The organism is Cyclobacterium sp. 10D3-21, from assembly GCF_055809755.1.
In genome coordinates, this window is the sequence record NZ_CM147924.1 from 634,369 (window position 1) to 652,451 (window position 18,083).

An 18,083-nucleotide genomic window follows, 5' to 3' on the forward strand; every position below is an offset into this window, starting at 1 on the left:
TGAATAAGTTGAATTGATTGTGTTAGTTATAAGAGGTGCATTAATCTATGGAAATTCCTTCTTTATTGCAAATACTATTTTATAGGTGATCTCAAAGTAAACTAACTTTCACTGTAAATGAAATACCCCGATCATGGTATTTTTTCGGGAAAATGGTTTCTGTTTGATTCCAACGGGTAGGTGGAAAGCATCTGTGACATAACAAACAGTATACTTTCCATCCCAGCCTTGAGAATTAATTATAAAACCAGTAGTAGCAATAACCAGGATCCCCAACCCAGTGCTTCCATACCAATCAATTGACCTTTGGCCCTTTTACGGTAACAACTTAGGTACATTGGGTCGTCAAATAGTTCCTTGTTTTCAGAGAATAAATAGGTGTTTTTCCCTTTTTTCGGCTTGGGGTTTGCCAGTGCTGTTCCTATCATCGCAAATGGACCAAACAGTACTCCTAAAACAAAGTGTCCACTTTTTTTACCATGATAGTTCTCTGCATCCAATCTTGCTTTTAGGCAATTTCCCGGATCGTCATTTACTTTTTCAAGGTAATTTGTATATGCTTTATCAGTGTGGTCACCAAAAACTACAGACGCCACATCTGTGGCAGGAATGTGAAATTTTCCATTGTCCGTTTTAAATACCAATGTACAATCTTTTACTTTCGTGATTTTACCCTCAAAGACCATGGAATTGGTTAGGGTCAATACGTCTCCGGCATAGGTGCCTATAGAAATTAGAATGGCAATAAATGTTAAGCTTAGTTTTGTCATGTTTATTTTTTGATTTAATTTTTTCCCTACTCGTATGGCTTTTCGGTTCCTCCCGTTTTTTATGGGTTACTGCTTCCATTGTTTTTTATACTCCAAGGAGGGTCAGTTCTATGTTCACTTGACCGGCTTTATGTTTTGAAGGGTAAAGAGGCCAACTTGGGGGCAAAAAGTTTATCATCTTAAAAATCTTCCCCAAAAGCCAGCCTCATTTATATGATTCTTCGTGATGGCGTAGCGTCTGCCATTTTTCGTAGCGTTCCGGCTGATTGGCCTAGTAGGGCATCCTCATCTGAATATTTTCGCCGTCTTTCCCGTAACTGCATCAGTCGATACATTCCAATTTCTTCTTCTGCCAGCAACATGTCCTCAAAAAGGCTTTTGGAAGCAGCGAATTTATACACGACAAAGGCGCCTTCCAGAAAAAAAACAAAGAGAAAAAACACCCAATAAATCAGTTCACCTATAGGGCGATCCTTAAGGTATGCATGCAGGTCTTCGATTTTACTCAAGATGGCTGCATCCGATTTTTCAGTTACTTTTTTAGCATGGATTTCAGCGTCTTTTTCTAGTTTTTTATCAAAGACTTCCAAGCTTTCTCTGGTACGTTCTGTTTCTATTTCAGCTTTTGTTGCCATTTTTTTCTTGGCTAGAGCCACCTTTCCCTCCCCATAAGTGCCAGTGCCACCTACGCCCTCCATTTCATCTATATAGGATTGCTTGTACCTCTCTTCCTTACTTGTTGCTTTTTCTAAAGCCATTACAAAAGCCTCCCTTGAATCGGAATACCCCTCTATATAAGATGCTTTTTCGGCCTTGAAAGCCTTTTCTTGTTGTGCCGACCGATATTCTTCAAGGTCTCCGGCAAATACCATTAGATCAATGGCCAAGGCACCTAAGATTGTGGTAATAACAGCGAAACCAAGGCGGTATACAAGAAGTAAATAACCGCCTTTCATTTTAGGCGTAGCGATAAAGCTTCGGTCCACAATACCTATGATTAATCCTAATACCAAAGCAACCGCCAGGCTACTCAATAAACCTGTTTCCATCAAATGCCTGCTGATGTAAAAGCCGGAAAACATCCAGAGCATTACTGGGATTAACATTAAGCTACCCATCGTTACAATTTTTTGCCTACTGGCTGTAGGCTGCCTTTTGACCATTTCCAGGTCATAGCCGAATATTTTTGAAAAGAATTGAATAGTCATGGTCTATAGTAATTTACGTTCTCTAAAAACAATTTCTTCGTCTAACCAGAGGGTGTAACCCTTTCTAAAACCGGCTTTAAATTGCCGTACCGATTGCTCTATATACCCTTCACCGCAAGCTGCTAGATCGATCTGAATTTGTATGTCTTCCAGTCTTCGTTGCTCTTGTTCTACCTTTTTTTCTATGCGGGCATACTGATATGGCATTACTTCTTTCGTTTTTGGACTTAACTCCAACTTGTAGGTGTCCATTCGATCTAGGGTAGCTGCTTTTTCCCTGTAGTAAGCCTCGCGGAAGGCTGCGGCAATTAAATCCAGTTGCTCCTCCATTACCTCTGGGTGGTGGTCTTCTAGGCCGACTCTCCGTCCCATGGCGAAGTAGTCACGGCCAAGCAATTCTTCCAGCACTGAGATCGACTCTAGCGCTTTGGTTTGGCCGATATCTTGCATTACCTCTTCCGGCTCTCGATCCTCCACAAACAAATCTTTTGCTATACCCGCTGAATCTCGCATTTCTGCGTGGGTTTGGGTATGGCTTTTTTTTCTGAATAATCTATCAAATATTGTCATGATGTTATGTCTTTAATTGGTATTGAAAATGATGTATGTCCTTCATAATGACACCTGTCACACAGGGTCACCAAAAATACCGGATGGTATTCCCATGGCTTTTTCCATTCTCCAGTTTGCCTGTCTCGGTGGTATTGACGATGATGCACCTGTAAGGAGTGGTTCTTTCCGCAACTCCGGCAGCTATGCCCGTCCCTGATCAGTATGGCTTCCCTTAACTTTTTCCATTGGGGAGCTAATAATTTTTCTTCGTAGGAAACTTTTTGCTTTATTTTTGTAGTTGTCATTTTTACCTCCTAACTTTTAGATGTATAAACTTGTAATGAATTGATTTCTTTACCTGATACCATCCTTAAGCGTTTCAGATGAATCAGACTACATGATGAATTTGAATTTATGTAAGATCATGGCTTTGATAAGATTGGTTTCTGTTAATTGAGATTACAAAGCAAAAGCCCACTTGTGAACTCTATGTTCACAAGTGGGCCTTCATGTAAAAATATTTTTTAATCAAATGAAAATCAGCTGATTAAAATTAGACAGAATAGCTTTGTTGCATTTGACTAATTATGTTTTTAATGGTTTTTTTAGTGGTTTCGGGCGAAACTACTTTGATTCTCGGGCCATGTGAAAGAATTAATGAAAAAAACTCGTAATTGGCACGGATTGAAACGGAAATTCGAATCCAGTCTTTATTGATCGGATCCAGAACTGTTTGAGAGGCATGAATAGGCTTCGTCTGGAGATAAGGATACAGTGATTTTTCTACTTTCAGGACTATATCCTGAATGGGTTCATTTAAATCGTTGGTAACCCCAATGATTGGTTCGAAAAAGGACTCAGGATTACTAAAATCTAAGCTCTCATATGTAAAATCCCCAGAAGCAATGGATGAAATTCGATCCAATGCCAGGTTAATTAAAAAATCCTTTTTGTCTGTTTTAGTCAAAACAAACCATCGGTTATTAAATTCTTTTAATAAATAAGGGGAGATGAGGTGGGTTTCTTTGCTTTGGAAAAATGGCGTATAAGTAACAATTAATGGTTGTTTGTTCAGAATGGCATGATAAAGCGGGTCTATCCATTCCAGGCCCTTAATCCGCGAATTATTGTCAAAACTGATGATGGGGACTTCTGAAGTTTTGGTATCAATTAATTTTTGCAGTTTAACGGATAGTTCTTGAATCCAGTCAAACTGGGGTAAGCCTTTAAACCGCTTAAGGGTGACTAAAGTCTCATGAAGCTGTTGGGCATCCTCTCTGGAAAGAGGCTGTTTACTTATGGAAAAATCAGGGTCGGAATACCTGAAAAATTTTTTTCTGGGGTAATGAATTGATTTGTATTTTTCTATGGGGGCTCTATACCCTTGCTCTCCTTCCATGTATTTTAGGTCGTCTCGCACCTGTCTGGGGGAAATACTTCGTGTACCATCATACTCGTACAAGGCTTGAGAACAAGCCTTGGTTAATTTCTCTAGATCATGCCTGTCGCTTTTGTTTCGCAAGCATTTATCAAGAACCCTTAATCTAATGTCAACATGTTTATTTATGGCCATAATTGGGCTGATGTTTTATATGTTCGAATGCTGAAGATGGATGGAATTAAGACTTGAATTGGTTTAGAAAGTTTGGTATTGTCCTAAAACAGTAGGCATAATATTAATTACAAATTCTCTTATAGCCAAGTAAGCCCCTCACAAATACTAAGTGACAATTTGGGGGTTCTTTTATACTTTGCTTTGCGATTGATTGAAATCTAAATTAAAGGTGTAATAGAACCTCTTCCCGCTAATACCACTCCCGGCGGCTGTGCGGAGCCGAAGCCATAGGGTGACGAGCACGCAATGCCTACTCTTTCGGCTCCGCTTAGGAACCGGATAAGTAGTTATGGTCGAGCCAAAACTACTTAATATTAAATGCATTGATATTCATGTTTTTTGTGGAGAGTGCGATAATTATTCCAGCTCCAATCGCCACCTGGCCCCTCACTAAAAAGTGCCTTCGCTGGCACTTTTCTTCACGCTCGGTCCTCCTTGTTGTATCCCGAAAGTGCAGCGCATCGGGATGTCTCTCTGACAATTCTTATGAAATTCATCACATCGGAAATAAACGTAAGCATCCGAGCAACCCATATAGAATAATTTGGAATTGCGGGATTTTATTTTTTGAGGGACTATTTAGCGTTGTACTTCTCCCAATTAGAGGGTAGTAGTTGATAGAGATCTTTTTGCTTGTGGCTCTGGATTCTTTCGAATACATCCTTGAGCCATTCAAACTCATTAACTTTGTTCTTTTTGCAACTGGCCATGAAAGAATACATGGCTGCTGTCATTTCTGCTGCTTTGTGTGATCCTGCAAACAGGTACGCTTTACGTCCTATCGCTAATGGACGAACCGCATTTTCTACCAGATTGTTGTCTATCTCCATTTGTCCATGTAGTGTATAGGCACTCAATCCTACCCATCTTGATCTGGCATATGCTATGGCTTTGCCCATTGGGCTTGTTGGTCTGTGGCTGTACTGGTGTTTGTCCAGCCATAGTCCTAGTCTGTCCAGAACAGGGGTGGCATGCTCTTTTCTCTCCTGAGTTCTCTGTAGGTAGTCAAGCCCCTTTTCTCTCATCTGTGCTTCCAGCTTGTAGAGTAGTTGCATCTCATCTAGAACATGGTTCGCATGTTTTTCATTGTCCTTGATTGCTTCGACAAACTTGCGTCTGGCATGTGCCATACAAAAAGTTAAATGAATAGTGTCATGTTTCCCATAAAGGGAATCATATACCTTGTAGCCATCCGTTTGGATGATACCTTTAAAGTCAGAAAGCATTTCTTTGGGACCCGATCGATCCCTACCTCTTCTGTAATCAAAGAGTACTAGGCGGTCTACCGGTGCATGGTAGAGCCACATGTATCCCTGATGAATACCGTTTTTGTGATCTCTATCCAATACTTTTACGGGTGTTTCGTCCACTTGCAGGTACTTTTGCAAGAGTACCATCATGCGAAGCAACTCCCATAGTGGTTCTAGATGTTCCCAGCCCCTCATTACCCAGTCGGAGGCACTTGAAGCTGGAATTCTTACCCCCATCTTGCTGTATTTGTCCAGCTGCCTGTGTAGTGGCATTCCATAGACATATTTATCTACGGTAAGCTGGGCAATCACAGATTCTGAAGGTATTCCCTTTTCTATTACTCTGTCTGGTAAGGTACCAATGAGTATGCCCTCACCATTTGGTTTTGCGTATTTTGGACGTACGTAACGTTTTACATAAAAAGATGCCGGAACTACCTCCAATACTTCGGTTACTTCCTGACCTATCTGCACACAGCCTTCAGTAGATTCGTTTGGTTCTATCACCACTTCTTCCCTTTTAAGGTCTTCGGGAAGAGGCATACGCCCAGTTTCTTTGGCTCTTTTCTTTGGTTTGGCCTTTTGTTTTGCACTAGATACAGATTCTGAAAGCTCTTCCTGGACAGCTTGAGTCGTACCTAGTTCAAAAAGGCCCATTTGACCTTCTGCTACATTAGCCGGTCTCTTTTCACTTTTACTGCCGAAAAGAGCGTTCCGAAGCTTGTTAAGTTCATGTTGCAGGTCCTCGATTAGTTCCTGTTTTATAGAGAGATTTTCCTCCTTTTCGGAGATGGTCAACAAAGACTCCTGATGGGCCTTGAGCTCCTGCTCATATAGCTTTTTGTAGTCGATTGTCTCATTTTCCATAACATAAAAATAAGTATAAAAAATGGGTTTAAAGTGGTTTTGAGGTACTTTTTTACTTCAAAATCATTCTTTTTTTTAGGCTCTTTTTGACGGGGTATATCGGGTCCTGTAGCGCACCGATTCCAGCCTTACCCCCTGTAATAGGAAGCTAAGTTGATTACTTGTGATGGCTGTTCCGGTAAGGACAGGGCGCTCAAAAGTACCTCGTTCCAACTTTTTGATATATAAGGCAAAACCATCTTTGTCCCATTGCAAAAGTCGGATTTGGTTGCCACGTTTACCTATGAAAATGAATACATCTCCATTCATGGGGTCAAAGCCCAGCTTGTTGCGTACCAATCCAGAAAGTGCATTGATACCGAAACGCATATCGGTGGGCTTGTCGTATAAAAAGTAACGACATGAAGAGGATAGGGCAAGCATTTGTTAACCAAGAAGGGTTTTAACAAACTCGGGTGAAACCTCATCATAGAGTTCCAGGCTAACTCCTGAAGGGTAATGAATATGGGCTATTACACGACCATGTCGACCAACAGAAGGAACCGGATCTAGCAATTGAAAGCCTTTTCCTTCGGTGGATTCTTCTTCCTTTGTGCTGAATTTTTTGGTCCAATAATAAAAAGTTGTCCGAACTATCCCATGCATGTCGGCAAATTCTGACTTACTAACCCCTGAGGATAACCATTCTTGATATAGTTTACGCATATTGCCTTCTGTCTGTCTTTTCATGACACAAGTTTAGCAACAGATCTTCAATACTAAAAGATGTAGTTTATCGGACGGATACAAATAAACACGTCTTAATCCTTGTTGTAATGGATGTATCTCTCGGACATTTACAATTGAAGAAGCATTAATTAAATTTCAACCTAGTCTTAATCCTTGTTGTAATGGATGTATCTCTCGGACCTGATTAAGTTTTTAGTTATGACCAAATGGACATCGTCTTAATCCTTGTTGTAATGGATGTATCTCTCGGACTATAGGTTATGAATTCATAAATAGTAAAGGAGATAAAGTCTTAATCCTTGTTGTAATGGATGTATCTCTCGGACTTATGAAAGCATCAATCAACACTACGAGCTGGAAGTTGTCTTAATCCTTGTTGTAATGGATGTATCTCTCGGACAGAGTCGTAACGGCTCTTAAAGCTGAAAATGTAATTGTCTTAATCCTTGTTGTAATGGATGTATCTCTCGGACACAATTCAAAAAAGCTCACAATCTTACCACTTTATCGTCTTAATCCTTGTTGTAATGGATGTATCTCTCGGACAAATGAAAGAAGGTGGTAAATTCTTCTGTAATGTGTGTCTTAATCCTTGTTGTAATGGATGTATCTCTCGGACGACAAGAAAAGGGTTTCCTTTCTTACCTGTTGTGTTAGTCTTAATCCTTGTTGTAATGGATGTATCTCTCGGACACAATTCAAAAAAGCTCACAATCTTACCACTTTATCGTCTTAATCCTTGTTGTAATGGATGTATCTCTCGGACAAATGAAAGAAGGTGGTAAATTCTTCTGTAATGTGTGTCTTAATCCTTGTTGTAATGGATGTATCTCTCGGACGCTTTCTACTATTGAGGACTTGGATTTTGATTCCGTGGTCTTAATCCTTGTTGTAATGGATGTATCTCTCGGACTAAGAATGTAGAGTATGATTGGGTTGATACCGGGTCGTCTTAATCCTTGTTGTAATGGATGTATCTCTCGGACAACGGTCACGCCTAAAGCAGGCAACACGCGTTTAAAAGTCTTAATCCTTGTTGTAATGGATGTATCTCTCGGACTGTACGTAATATAATACCAGATATATCATTAGTAGTTAGTCTTAATCCTTGTTGTAATGGATGTATCTCTCGGACTTGCACCAACCATTGAGGCTGGATTAAAATTCACCGAGTCTTAATCCTTGTTGTAATGGATGTATCTCTCGGACAGAAGATTAGTGGTCGAGGCAGACACAATTGAAAGGTCTTAATCCTTGTTGTAATGGATGTATCTCTCGGACAAATGACATCATTGATTATGATTATAGATGAGGTTGTCTTAATCCTTGTTGTAATGGATGTATCTCTCGGACCTGGTTTAAAATTTGTTGAGGGAGATTTGGTTTCCATGTCTTAATCCTTGTTGTAATGGATGTATCTCTCGGACTGTAGATTATGGTATCTCAAAAATAGAAGGAGTTAACGTCTTAATCCTTGTTGTAATGGATGTATCTCTCGGACATTAGTCAATTTTAACGAACCATTCGATTTATACCGTCTTAATCCTTGTTGTAATGGATGTATCTCTCGGACACAATAAGCTAATCGGGAATAGTTCAGGACACGAACCGTCTTAATCCTTGTTGTAATGGATGTATCTCTCGGACTTGAAAAGCTGATCCAAGATAACAAAAAGTTTGTAGTCTTAATCCTTGTTGTAATGGATGTATCTCTCGGACGCTTTCTACTATTGAGGACTTGGATTTTGATTCCGTGGTCTTAATCCTTGTTGTAATGGATGTATCTCTCGGACAACGGTCACGCCTAAAGCAGGCAACACGCGTTTAAAAGTCTTAATCCTTGTTGTAATGGATGTATCTCTCGGACTGTACGTAATATAATACCAGATATATCATTAGTAGTTAGTCTTAATCCTTGTTGTAATGGATGTATCTCTCGGACTTGCACCAACCATTGAGGCTGGATTAAAATTCACCGAGTCTTAATCCTTGTTGTAATGGATGTATCTCTCGGACAGAAGATTAGTGGTCGAGGCAGACACAATTGAAAGGTCTTAATCCTTGTTGTAATGGATGTATCTCTCGGACTTCGGGCTTTTCTTTCCGAATTACACTGATATCAAAGTCTTAATCCTTGTTGTAATGGATGTATCTCTCGGACGCAAATCTATCGAACTACGATATAACGTTTATCGTGTCTTAATCCTTGTTGTAATGGATGTATCTCTCGGACCCTACATGGCTATCACTTGTCAGAAAAATTAGCCACGTCTTAATCCTTGTTGTAATGGATGTATCTCTCGGACTTAGAGTAGAAGTAACCGCAAGCTACGGAACAACATAGTCTTAATCCTTGTTGTAATGGATGTATCTCTCGGACTATCTTCCTACAAACGATAGGGCCTGCACATTTTATGTCTTAATCCTTGTTGTAATGGATGTATCTCTCGGACCGACCCTGTTATTATATATCAAGTTAATGGTAAAGGGTCTTAATCCTTGTTGTAATGGATGTATCTCTCGGACAAGGATGATCTACCATTTTAGGTAGATCATTTTCTTGTCTTAATCCTTGTTGTAATGGATGTATCTCTCGGACGTCGGGAAGATTGGATCCATGGCCAGGCAGGATAATGTCTTAATCCTTGTTGTAATGGATGTATCTCTCGGACTGCTGAATCTGTAATCGGTTGAAATTCTTTTTGTTACCCTCTTCTCTAGCTGGATTTCTCCTTGTTTTAGCCTTCATAAACACTCTCTTCTGAATTCCTCACTAGTAAATCTAGTGGCTTTTTGATACTAATCCAAATTTAAATCAGTGCTACTTTAATTTTTGGAAGAACGCAAAATTCGGCGGCTGAGCGGAGCCGAAGCCATAGGGTGACGAGGACGTAACGCCTATCCCCCGACTCCGCTCAGGAACCGGCAGGTTGTGCCTCGGCTGAGTTCATCCGGACCGTAATCTTCTCGACTCGGCACAGGAATCGCCCAGATCACTTTTTCTATCAAGCTGATACATTCACCCCATTGCTATTCAATGACCGTAATGATTCCCTTTTCTGTAGTCAGCAGCTTGTCTTTCTTGTTTTTATACTGAATGATTACGGAGTAGTTTCCACCGGGAACCTTTTGGTTGTGATAGAATCCATCCCAAATACATCTGGAGGGTTGTTTTGCCTGGGGGTTTTTGTCTTCACAATAATAGATCAATTCCCCCCAGCGGTTGTGGATAAATACTTCCATTTCCGTGGCTAAATTGTTCGGATAGATAAGGAAGGGTCTTTGTGAGTCTCCCGGAAGGATGGCGGTTGGGTAGCTTACCATCGCATTGCAAACGTCTTCGACCTCAAAATCCACAAAGAATTCACAGCCTTGCTCATCTTTGGCCAAAAGACTGTAATTCCCAGCCTTTGTTGGAGAGAAAATGGAGCCGGTGCCAATCGTGATGCCATCCAATAACCATTGGCTATTGGTGAAATTATTTCCGATATCTATCAGTACCATTAAATTTCTGTCAAGGCATATTGAATAGAGTTCCTGCAAGGGTGGCATTTCAGAGAAGGATTGAATTACTTCCATTTGTGCTCTTCCGACCATGCAACCTTCCTCACTGGTCAAAGTCACTTCATACAAGCCGGATTCTTGGATGGTAAGGGTGGGGTTATTGTCGTAAGCTGATAAATGGATGGATTCCTGTGAGCCTATTCGGTACCAATGCACTTTTAAATTGGCGGGGTCTTGCTGCAAGCTAAGGGTGGTAAAAATATCATCCCGACAAAAAGGGGCTAAATCTAATGCGATGTTTTGAGGAAGGCTTATATCAGCCTGAAACGTTTTCTCCAAAGGGCAGTATACGCCCGTATTGTCTGTGCCCCTTATAAGGTATAAGCCTGATTCTGAAAGGTCGAAGCCTCCCTGTGTATTTTGGTTAACAATGGCTCCGCTAGGTGCTTCAAGGCGGTAAGTTAAGGATAGCGTAGATTCAGGGACGAGCATGTGGGGATAACATGTATTGATTTCAGTGGGTATGGAAAAGTCCACCATTTTCATTTTCTCTACTAAAAAACTACCCGCTACATTAAAAGGATTTCCATTAACGTCATTCATCAATAAAATGTATTCCCCATGAGGAACAGCTATCCGCATGCGAATAACATTTTGAAATTCTCCAGAAAATTCCTGCCCATCTTCCTTTCTTTTTAACAAGTATGTACCCGTCTGAGGAGTATAGGTTGGGAACTGTATTTCTACGGTCCCTAAGGCTACCTCATCACTGGTGCAGTTTTCTGGGTAGGCTGTAACTACATGGTCGAGAAAACCATCCTGATAAATTAATGCCCTTACTTCTGCAAGGTCCATGTCATTCACAAAGCCCCCATTTTCTGTTAGCGCCGTAACAGAAGCGAAATTTTGGACAACCCCATGGTTTATGTCATTGCTGGTGATGATGTAACTGGTAGTGAAGACCTTGGTTTCATTGATATCTAGGTAAGGTATCTCCCACGATTCATTCGTAAGGTCATCGTGGACAATCACATCTATTAGTGGTACTTTTCGAGGGTTGGTTACCTCGAGTGTATAGTTAATTTTGTCATTTAATTGGCTGAAAGTTGCTACATCTGCCGTTTTCACAATTGCTATGCTAGGGTAAAAACTGCAATCTTCCACCGTTATGTATACAGGTATCCGATGGCTCTCGCATTCACCTTCCCGAGATTGGCTAACCCAGGCGCTGAATACACCTACCTCCAAAGGATCAATACTGGGGATATCGGTCAAAGGCAAGCTTAGAGGATCATCATTTTCGTAAAAATGCAGTGTATAATCCCAAAATTTGTGGGCTAAGAAATCCTTGGTTTCAGAGAATTGACAAACCATCAAATTTTGAATACTAGGAAGAGGAGCACGCTTTACAACGGATAGTGTTAAAGGAGTGCGTATTCCTGTACAGGAGCTTAAGGGACCTTCTGCAACCCAGATTTGCTCTTGGCCTGGCAATGCAGTATTCACTTGATAAGTAAGAGATCCCTCACCACCTTCTTCCTGTGCGTAAAAATACAAGGTCAAGCCTTCCTGACTTGTGGGGATAAAGGAACTCAATTCAATAGGTGGATCTCCCTGACAAAAGTCGGGTAGTTGGATAGGGCCTAATGTAGAAAAACCTTCCTGATCACTGCAGTGGGTTGCGGCAAATTCAGCTTTCCCTTCAATTGGGATTTCTATTGGGCCATAGATTCTTTCACCGGAACATTCTTCTTCCATAAAGCCCTGAAAAAATGGCGCATTGGAATAAGTGCTTTTCGAAATTGCCCCTATTCCTGACATGCTGCCATCGATGGACATCATGACCTCGCAGTTGTTGTTGGCCCAAAAAAAGCATTCCTCAGTGAGCTTCAATTTGTATTCCAGTGTCGCTACTATTTCATTGAGGTCTTCTAGCAATGGAATCTCTCCAATTTCCCATATGATAGCACCAGCTACTCCCACATCCGGGTTAAAAGTGACTGTCCCATAATCCAATGGCAAGATGTTGGCCTCTACGAAAGTTGCTGTAAGGGGCAATGGAATAGTGATTGTATTTTCTTCAGAAGCTTCAGTTCCACGGTTTCGAATTTCCAAGGTATAAGTGATTTCCTGACCTGGTTCAATAGAAGGATCTTCACCTGGAGCCTCGCCTTCAATTTCCTTTATTTGATTGAGGGCTTGTATCTCAGGGGTATAAGATGGTGCCGAGAAAGCGAATGCAAAAAGGGCATATTTGTCCTGTTTTGTGCCAAAGCGAAACCGGAAAGATTTTTGCTCATTTGCAATTATTGAATTGTCTGGATTGGGAACCTCCCATTGAATAAAATCAGCACCGGCGTTGTGTGACAGGCTTGGGTTCCTTGGGGTTTCCATCAAATTCCCTTCTTTGTCTTCTACAGGAGTGTAGATAGATGAATTGAAAAAATTGCTTTCAGTATTAAATGGATGATGCAGTCCAACCCAATCGCCGTTTTGATCCATTATTTCTAAAAAATCCCCTTCAATTGTGCGGTCACCTTCGGAGGCCATCACGCCTAGTTTTAGATTTACCAAGCCCTTATTGATGGTTTCAAATCCAGTGATTTCAATTTCACCAACATGTGCTTCTCCATCTAAGGATTGCACATAGGAATAGCCATCAAAAATACTGACGTCTCGCCAATCCATTTTTGGGTTTTGGTAGATGACAATCATTCCCCAGTTTCCAAAATAACCAGTATTGTTCCCCTTGCCTTCTATTATTGCCAAATCAGCCAATGTATACGCTCCGGGGCCCTGGCTTTTTACCAGGTCTGTAACATCCGCATAACCGACGTACATGTCTTCAAATTTATCGTAAGGGAATATAATGCCATTTCCCTGGGCGTTTATCTCAGTGTATTCGGTCGCTTCGGGGCCTTTGAGTTTCACCTTTCTCTTGTCAAAACTTACTGTGTGCGGATAAATTGGATAATAGCTTCCTGAAATGGTCAGTTCCACTATGATATCATTTGGTTTCAGGGTCGAAAATTCATTAGGCAAGGTGCGTTTTATGGTGTGAATAGCAATAACAATTCCGTTGTCTTCAATCAAAATTGGGTCAAAAGTGGCAGTAGCTAAATATTCCCCTAAAATTTTGGTTTCATTTTCTACCTCTTTCCAATCCTTTGTCCCAATTTTATAAGTCACCTTTTCCGTTGTGTCATTCGGGAAGGTTATCTTTATTTCCTGACCTTCAGTATTATAAATATGGTAAATGGGGTAGTCCTTTCCTTTACTGTCACGGGCTACATCATAGGTCATGGAATAAGAACTGTGGTTTATCTTTTCCCCTATCTTTACAAATTGTTCCTCTTCCTCTACTTCCTTGATGGCGTCAGAGGTGATGTTTTTTGTCAAATCATAACCGAACCCCTGCCTCATGTCCAATTTTCCAGTCCAGTAAAGTCCTGCATACAAAACTTCAGAACAGTTGGAATCGGCTCCGTTTTCTTGGGAAAACATTAAGGTTGCAGATGAGGAATTGAAAGTTTCAGGGTTTTCATCCACATCTATAAATTCCATGAAATTAAAAGAGTTGTCGTTAATCTCGGAATCTGTAACGATGTTTAGGTTGGTGTTCCCGATTATTGTAAAATCTCCTTTGATGTGAAAAACCCCATCTGCAGGAGGATTATTGCCAACCCTATGCTTAAAGGGTACCTGATTGGCAATTTGAGCGTATACCGAAACCGATTGTACGACCAACAAAAATGAGGCCCATAACAGGAGGGAGATGGTTCTCCCTGTATAAGATGATGAGTTATTTACTGTCATTGAATTCAGCTATAAAAAAAATGCCAAGCCAAAAGATAAAGAAAAATACTGGCCTAGAGCCACTATAAAATAAGCTTCTAAGATAACTAAAAATTTAACATGGGTTTAAACTGGGGGATGTTTTTTATTATTTAGTGGAGGGGCTACCGTGAAAAGAGCGTAAATTTGGTGTGGCCTTTAATTTTTCTATTGAAAAAATGCATGCTGAATTATTTATCAAATAAGTTATTTATCATTTTATTTACAAAATATTCCTGTAACTCGCATCAAAACTGAGATTAAATGAATAAAAAGCAAATTGCCCTGATCATGGGAGGCTTTACCGGGGAGTCGGTGGTGTCCGAAAAGAGCGCTTCCGTGGTGGCCAAGCACTTGGATAGGGAACGCTATGAAGTGCATAAAGTCCATATTTACCCAGGAAATTGGTACCTGGAAGAAGAGGACGGTAAAAAGTACCCTGTTGACCTGAATGGGTTTTTTGTTATCAAAAACGGGAAGAAAATTAAATTTGACGGGGTCTTTAATATTATTCACGGCTCACCTGGTGAGGATGGAAAGTTGGTTGGCTATTTCGATATGTTGGGAATTCCTTATACTACCTGTGATGCCCTCACTTCTTCCATCACCATGAATAAGGCCTATACCAAGAAAATTGTAGAAGGCATTGCGGATTTGCATGTAGCTAAATCTGTCCAGCTATTTGAAAATAAGAGTGGACTGGCTGAAGAGCTTTTGGAAGAATTGAGTTTGCCAGTTTTTGTCAAACCCAATAATGGTGGAAGCAGTATAGGGATGAGCAAGGCGAAAAGTGCCGAAGAGTTAGGCTTGGCATTGGACCTGGCCTTTAAAGAAGATGATCAGGTGATGGTAGAGGAGTTTGTTAGTGGCAGGGAATTCTCGATTGGGATTTATAAAAGTAAAGGAAAAATATCCGTATTGCCTTCTACGGAGATAATCAGTTCCAAAGAATTTTTTGACTTTGAGGCCAAATACAAACCTGGGGTTTCGGAAGAAATTACTCCTGGAAGAATGGAAGAACGAGATGTAGAAATGGTAAGGAAAATAGCTGAACAAGTTTACCAAACATTGAATTGTAAGGGAGCGGTAAGGATGGATTATTTTTTGGAAACACAGACTGATGATTTTTACTTTATAGAAATCAATACTGTACCAGGACAGACAGAAACAAGCCTAATTTCCCAGCAGGTAAAAGCAGTGGGGATGACGCTAAAGGATTTCTATACAGCGCTGATTGAAGAAATGTGGCATTAATTTAAATTGTGAAAAGTGAAAAGTGAAGTCAGGATTAATAAGTTTCTAAGTGAAATTGGCTACTGCTCCAGAAGAGAAGCGGACAGAATGATAGCAGCCAATAGGGTGACCATTAATGACAAGGTGCCTGAGATGGGGACTAAAATTGGGCCTGGAGATAAAGTGAAGGTGGATGGTGAGGTGGTAACCGCTCCTGAAGAAAAGCATGTCTATATTGCTTTCAATAAACCGGTAGGCATTATTTGCACCACAGACACAAAAGTAAAAGACAATATAGTAGATTATATTAATCATCCTCAGCGTATTTTTCATATTGGAAGATTAGACAAACCTAGTGAAGGTCTTATCTTGTTGACAAGTGATGGTGACATTGTCAATAAGATATTGCGGGCTGGAAATTCTCATGAAAAGGAATACATTGTAAAAGTCCATAAGAACATTGAAGGAGACTTTATTGATAGAATGAGCAAGGGAATTCCCATTTTGGACACTGTTACCCAAAAGTGTCAAGTCAAACAAATGAGAAAAGATACTTTTAAAATAATCCTTACCCAAGGGCTTAACCGGCAGATAAGGAGAATGTGTGACTATTTGGGTTACAAGGTGGTATCCCTGCAGCGTGTTCGGATAATGAATATCCGCTTGGACATACCCAAGGGTAAGTGGAGAGATTTGTCTCTTGAGGAACTTGAAGAAGTGCAGCATCTGGTTAAAGATTCCTCGAAAACAGCCCCTGAAACCGAATAATAGCTGATCTATAGTCAAATTTAGCTTTAGAAATCTTAGTCGTTATGGATTTTTTAATACCCTGATAGAAGAGTATGTTTAAATTGTATTTATTTTAATTTTATACAGTTATAATTAATTATAATGTAAAAATATAACGTATTTATTGCTGTAATTTGAATTAATCGATCTTTTTGTTACCTTTGAAATATCAAACAAAGACAAACGGTCTTTGGTCGGTGAAAAGTTTACTTGTTGCTGACGATATATACTGTAGGATGATGAAACTGGCAGACATGCCCTCCTGTCTCGGGGGTGGGGATCACAGGACAAAGAAAATAGCGAGCTCGTATTTTTCTAACTGCCCCGTGGAGGTTCGACTCCTTCTCCTACAGCAGGTTATTTTGGGTTTATTGTTAATTGACTAAAGCTATGAAATTTTGTTTCATGGCTTTTTTTTTTGTCTAACCGCTTTGGTTTGCCATTCCTTTTTATCTTTTAAAACTTATCAGGTTACCCGTGACAGGTATTTAAATTTTTCTTTTTCTATCGGAGGTCACTTATGCCTGAATTTTTAGCTTTTGTGCATTGTAAAAAATAACATTATGAGGCGCCATAGGAGGTGGAGTATTTCACTGTTGCGAATCTTCCAATTCCGGCCCAGATTTAATTGTGGAAATTGTTTATAGTGTAAAAAAAATAGTAATAAAATAATTATAGTGTAAATAAATAGCTTATTTATTGCTATAATTTTAATTAATGGATCTTTTTATTACCTTTGAAATATCAAACAAAGACAAATGGTCTTTGGTCGGTGAAAGTTTACTTGTTGCTGACGATATATACTGTAGGATGATGAAACTGGCAGACATGCCCTCCTGTCTCGGGGGTGGAGGTACTGGAAAAAAGCAAATATCGAGCTCATATTTTGCCTAACCGCTCCGTGGAGGTTCAACTCCTTCTCCTACAGCAGGTTATTTTGGGTTTATTGTTAATTGACTAAAGCTATGAGATTTTGTTTCATAGCTTTTTTGTGTCCAATTTTTTAGGGTAGTCGTCTCCATTGTACTCGTTCTAAAGCTTATCATGGTGCTTATGCTTTGTATTTAATGTATGGTAATCTTTTTTGCTTTCGTTGGGTTCTAAAAGCTAATTTAAAGTGCTATTTATGATTTGGTGATTTATTGTTGCCAATTTTCTAAAAGATGACTCAATTTATCAGGTAGGTTTATTGATTTGGTTAAAAAACTATTGAATTATTAATTATAGTGTAAAAATTTAGCTAATTTGTTGCTTTAATTTTAATTTATTATTCTTTTTATTAACTTTGAGATATCAAACAAAGACAAACGGTCTTTGGTCAATAAAAAGCTTGCTTTTTTTGGCGATTTATACTGTAGGATGATGAAACTGGCAGACATGCCCTCCTGTCTCGGGGGTGGGGATCACAGAACAAAGAAAATATCGAGCTCGTATTTTTCCTAACTGCTCCGTGGAGGTTCAACTCCTTCTCCTACAGCAGGTTATTTTGGGTTTATTGTTAATTGACTAAAGCTATGAGATTTTGTTTCATAGCTTTTTTTTTAAAAAAATAGCTAAACTTCTTTTAACTCGGATTCAAAGACATGGAAAAGTGTAACCTAAAGAGGCCAAAATCGTGTCTTGTATATTTTTCTAATCCTATGGGTTAAAACCCATGGGTATTGAAAATATCGTTGTTTTTAGAAAAATTTAGTTGGAATTTCCCAATTGGGATAACAATAGCGTGTCCTGG

11 protein-coding genes and 1 CRISPR repeat array are annotated in these 18,083 nt (G+C 39.8%); of the genes, 2 read left to right on the forward strand and 9 right to left on the reverse strand.

All coding sequences use genetic code 11. The features are described from left to right. Positions 1-239: 239 nt before the first annotated feature. The 9 genes from AC0L7T_RS02795 to AC0L7T_RS02835 all read right to left on the reverse strand — a co-directional run bounded on the left by AC0L7T_RS02795 (position 240) and on the right by AC0L7T_RS02835 (position 14,311). Complete coding sequence (locus AC0L7T_RS02795) at positions 240-770, reverse strand: hypothetical protein (RefSeq protein ID WP_473340954.1); 531 nt, start codon at positions 768-770, stop codon at positions 240-242. A 209-nt stretch (positions 771-979) separates the two neighbouring features. Continuing rightward, complete coding sequence (locus AC0L7T_RS02800; protein WP_473340955.1) at positions 980-1,978, reverse strand: DUF4407 domain-containing protein; 999 nt, start codon at positions 1,976-1,978, stop codon at positions 980-982. Positions 1,979-1,981: 3 nt separating this feature from the next. Next, a complete protein-coding gene (locus AC0L7T_RS02805; protein ID WP_473340956.1) occupies positions 1,982-2,548 on the reverse strand; it encodes a hypothetical protein in 567 nt (188 codons plus the stop codon). Beyond that, a complete protein-coding gene (locus tag AC0L7T_RS02810; protein WP_473340957.1) occupies positions 2,545-2,835 on the reverse strand; it encodes an HNH endonuclease in 291 nt (96 codons plus the stop codon). Before AC0L7T_RS02810 ends, AC0L7T_RS02805 begins: the two co-directional genes overlap by 4 nt. Positions 2,836-3,083: 248 nt before the next feature. Beyond that, positions 3,084-4,103 carry a helix-turn-helix transcriptional regulator gene (locus tag AC0L7T_RS02815; protein WP_473340958.1) on the reverse strand — a complete coding sequence of 340 codons (1,020 nt, stop codon included), beginning with the start codon at positions 4,101-4,103 and terminating at the stop codon, positions 3,084-3,086. A gap of 617 nt (positions 4,104-4,720) precedes the next feature. After that, positions 4,721-6,262 (reverse strand): IS66 family transposase, encoded by a 1,542-nt coding sequence (tnpC, locus tag AC0L7T_RS02820; protein ID WP_473337683.1) that lies wholly within the window; start codon positions 6,260-6,262, stop codon positions 4,721-4,723. Positions 6,263-6,337: 75 nt separating this feature from the next. After that, complete coding sequence (tnpB, locus tag AC0L7T_RS02825) at positions 6,338-6,685, reverse strand: IS66 family insertion sequence element accessory protein TnpB (protein WP_473337684.1); 348 nt, start codon at positions 6,683-6,685, stop codon at positions 6,338-6,340. A gap of 3 nt (positions 6,686-6,688) precedes the next feature. Then, positions 6,689-6,991: an IS66 family insertion sequence element accessory protein TnpA gene (tnpA, locus tag AC0L7T_RS02830; RefSeq protein ID WP_473337686.1), complete on the reverse strand. Its 303-nt coding sequence runs from the start codon at positions 6,989-6,991 to the stop codon at positions 6,689-6,691. A 68-nt stretch (positions 6,992-7,059) separates the two neighbouring features. Next, positions 7,060-9,663: a CRISPR direct-repeat array (repeat unit 37 nt; unit sequence GTCTTAATCCTTGTTGTAATGGATGTATCTCTCGGAC). 358 nt (positions 9,664-10,021) lie between these two features. Further along, positions 10,022-14,311, reverse strand: a complete 4,290-nt coding sequence (locus AC0L7T_RS02835) for a DUF7507 domain-containing protein (RefSeq protein WP_473340959.1) — start codon at positions 14,309-14,311, stop codon at positions 10,022-10,024. Positions 14,312-14,593: 282 nt separating this feature from the next. Here AC0L7T_RS02835 and AC0L7T_RS02840 point away from each other — a divergent pair, with 282 nt between their 5' ends. Both AC0L7T_RS02840 and rluF read left to right on the forward strand, forming a co-directional pair. Continuing rightward, on the forward strand, positions 14,594-15,583 hold the full coding sequence (locus AC0L7T_RS02840) for a D-alanine--D-alanine ligase (protein ID WP_473340960.1): 990 nt from the start codon (positions 14,594-14,596) through the stop codon (positions 15,581-15,583). Positions 15,584-15,598: 15 nt separating this feature from the next. Then, positions 15,599-16,330: a 23S rRNA pseudouridine(2604) synthase RluF gene (gene rluF, locus AC0L7T_RS02845; protein ID WP_473340961.1), complete on the forward strand. Its 732-nt coding sequence runs from the start codon at positions 15,599-15,601 to the stop codon at positions 16,328-16,330. The last annotated feature ends 1,753 nt before the right edge of the window (positions 16,331-18,083 follow it).

Excerpts from the sequence above, each read along its gene's own strand:
- AC0L7T_RS02795 (WP_473340954.1), bottom strand. The coding sequence starts at position 770 with ATGACAAAACTAAGCTTAACATTTATTGCCATTCTAATTTCTATAGGC.
- AC0L7T_RS02800 (WP_473340955.1), bottom strand. The coding sequence starts at position 1,978 with ATGACTATTCAATTCTTTTCAAAAATATTCGGCTATGACCTGGAAATG.
- AC0L7T_RS02805 (WP_473340956.1), bottom strand. The coding sequence starts at position 2,548 with ATGACAATATTTGATAGATTATTCAGAAAAAAAAGCCATACCCAAACC.
- AC0L7T_RS02810 (WP_473340957.1), bottom strand. The coding sequence starts at position 2,835 with ATGACAACTACAAAAATAAAGCAAAAAGTTTCCTACGAAGAAAAATTA.
- AC0L7T_RS02815 (WP_473340958.1), bottom strand. The coding sequence starts at position 4,103 with ATGGCCATAAATAAACATGTTGACATTAGATTAAGGGTTCTTGATAAA.
- tnpC (WP_473337683.1), bottom strand. The coding sequence starts at position 6,262 with ATGGAAAATGAGACAATCGACTACAAAAAGCTATATGAGCAGGAGCTC.
- tnpB (WP_473337684.1), bottom strand. The coding sequence starts at position 6,685 with ATGCTTGCCCTATCCTCTTCATGTCGTTACTTTTTATACGACAAGCCC.
- tnpA (WP_473337686.1), bottom strand. The coding sequence starts at position 6,991 with ATGAAAAGACAGACAGAAGGCAATATGCGTAAACTATATCAAGAATGG.
- AC0L7T_RS02835 (WP_473340959.1), bottom strand. The coding sequence starts at position 14,311 with ATGACAGTAAATAACTCATCATCTTATACAGGGAGAACCATCTCCCTC.
- AC0L7T_RS02840 (WP_473340960.1), top strand. The coding sequence starts at position 14,594 with ATGAATAAAAAGCAAATTGCCCTGATCATGGGAGGCTTTACCGGGGAG.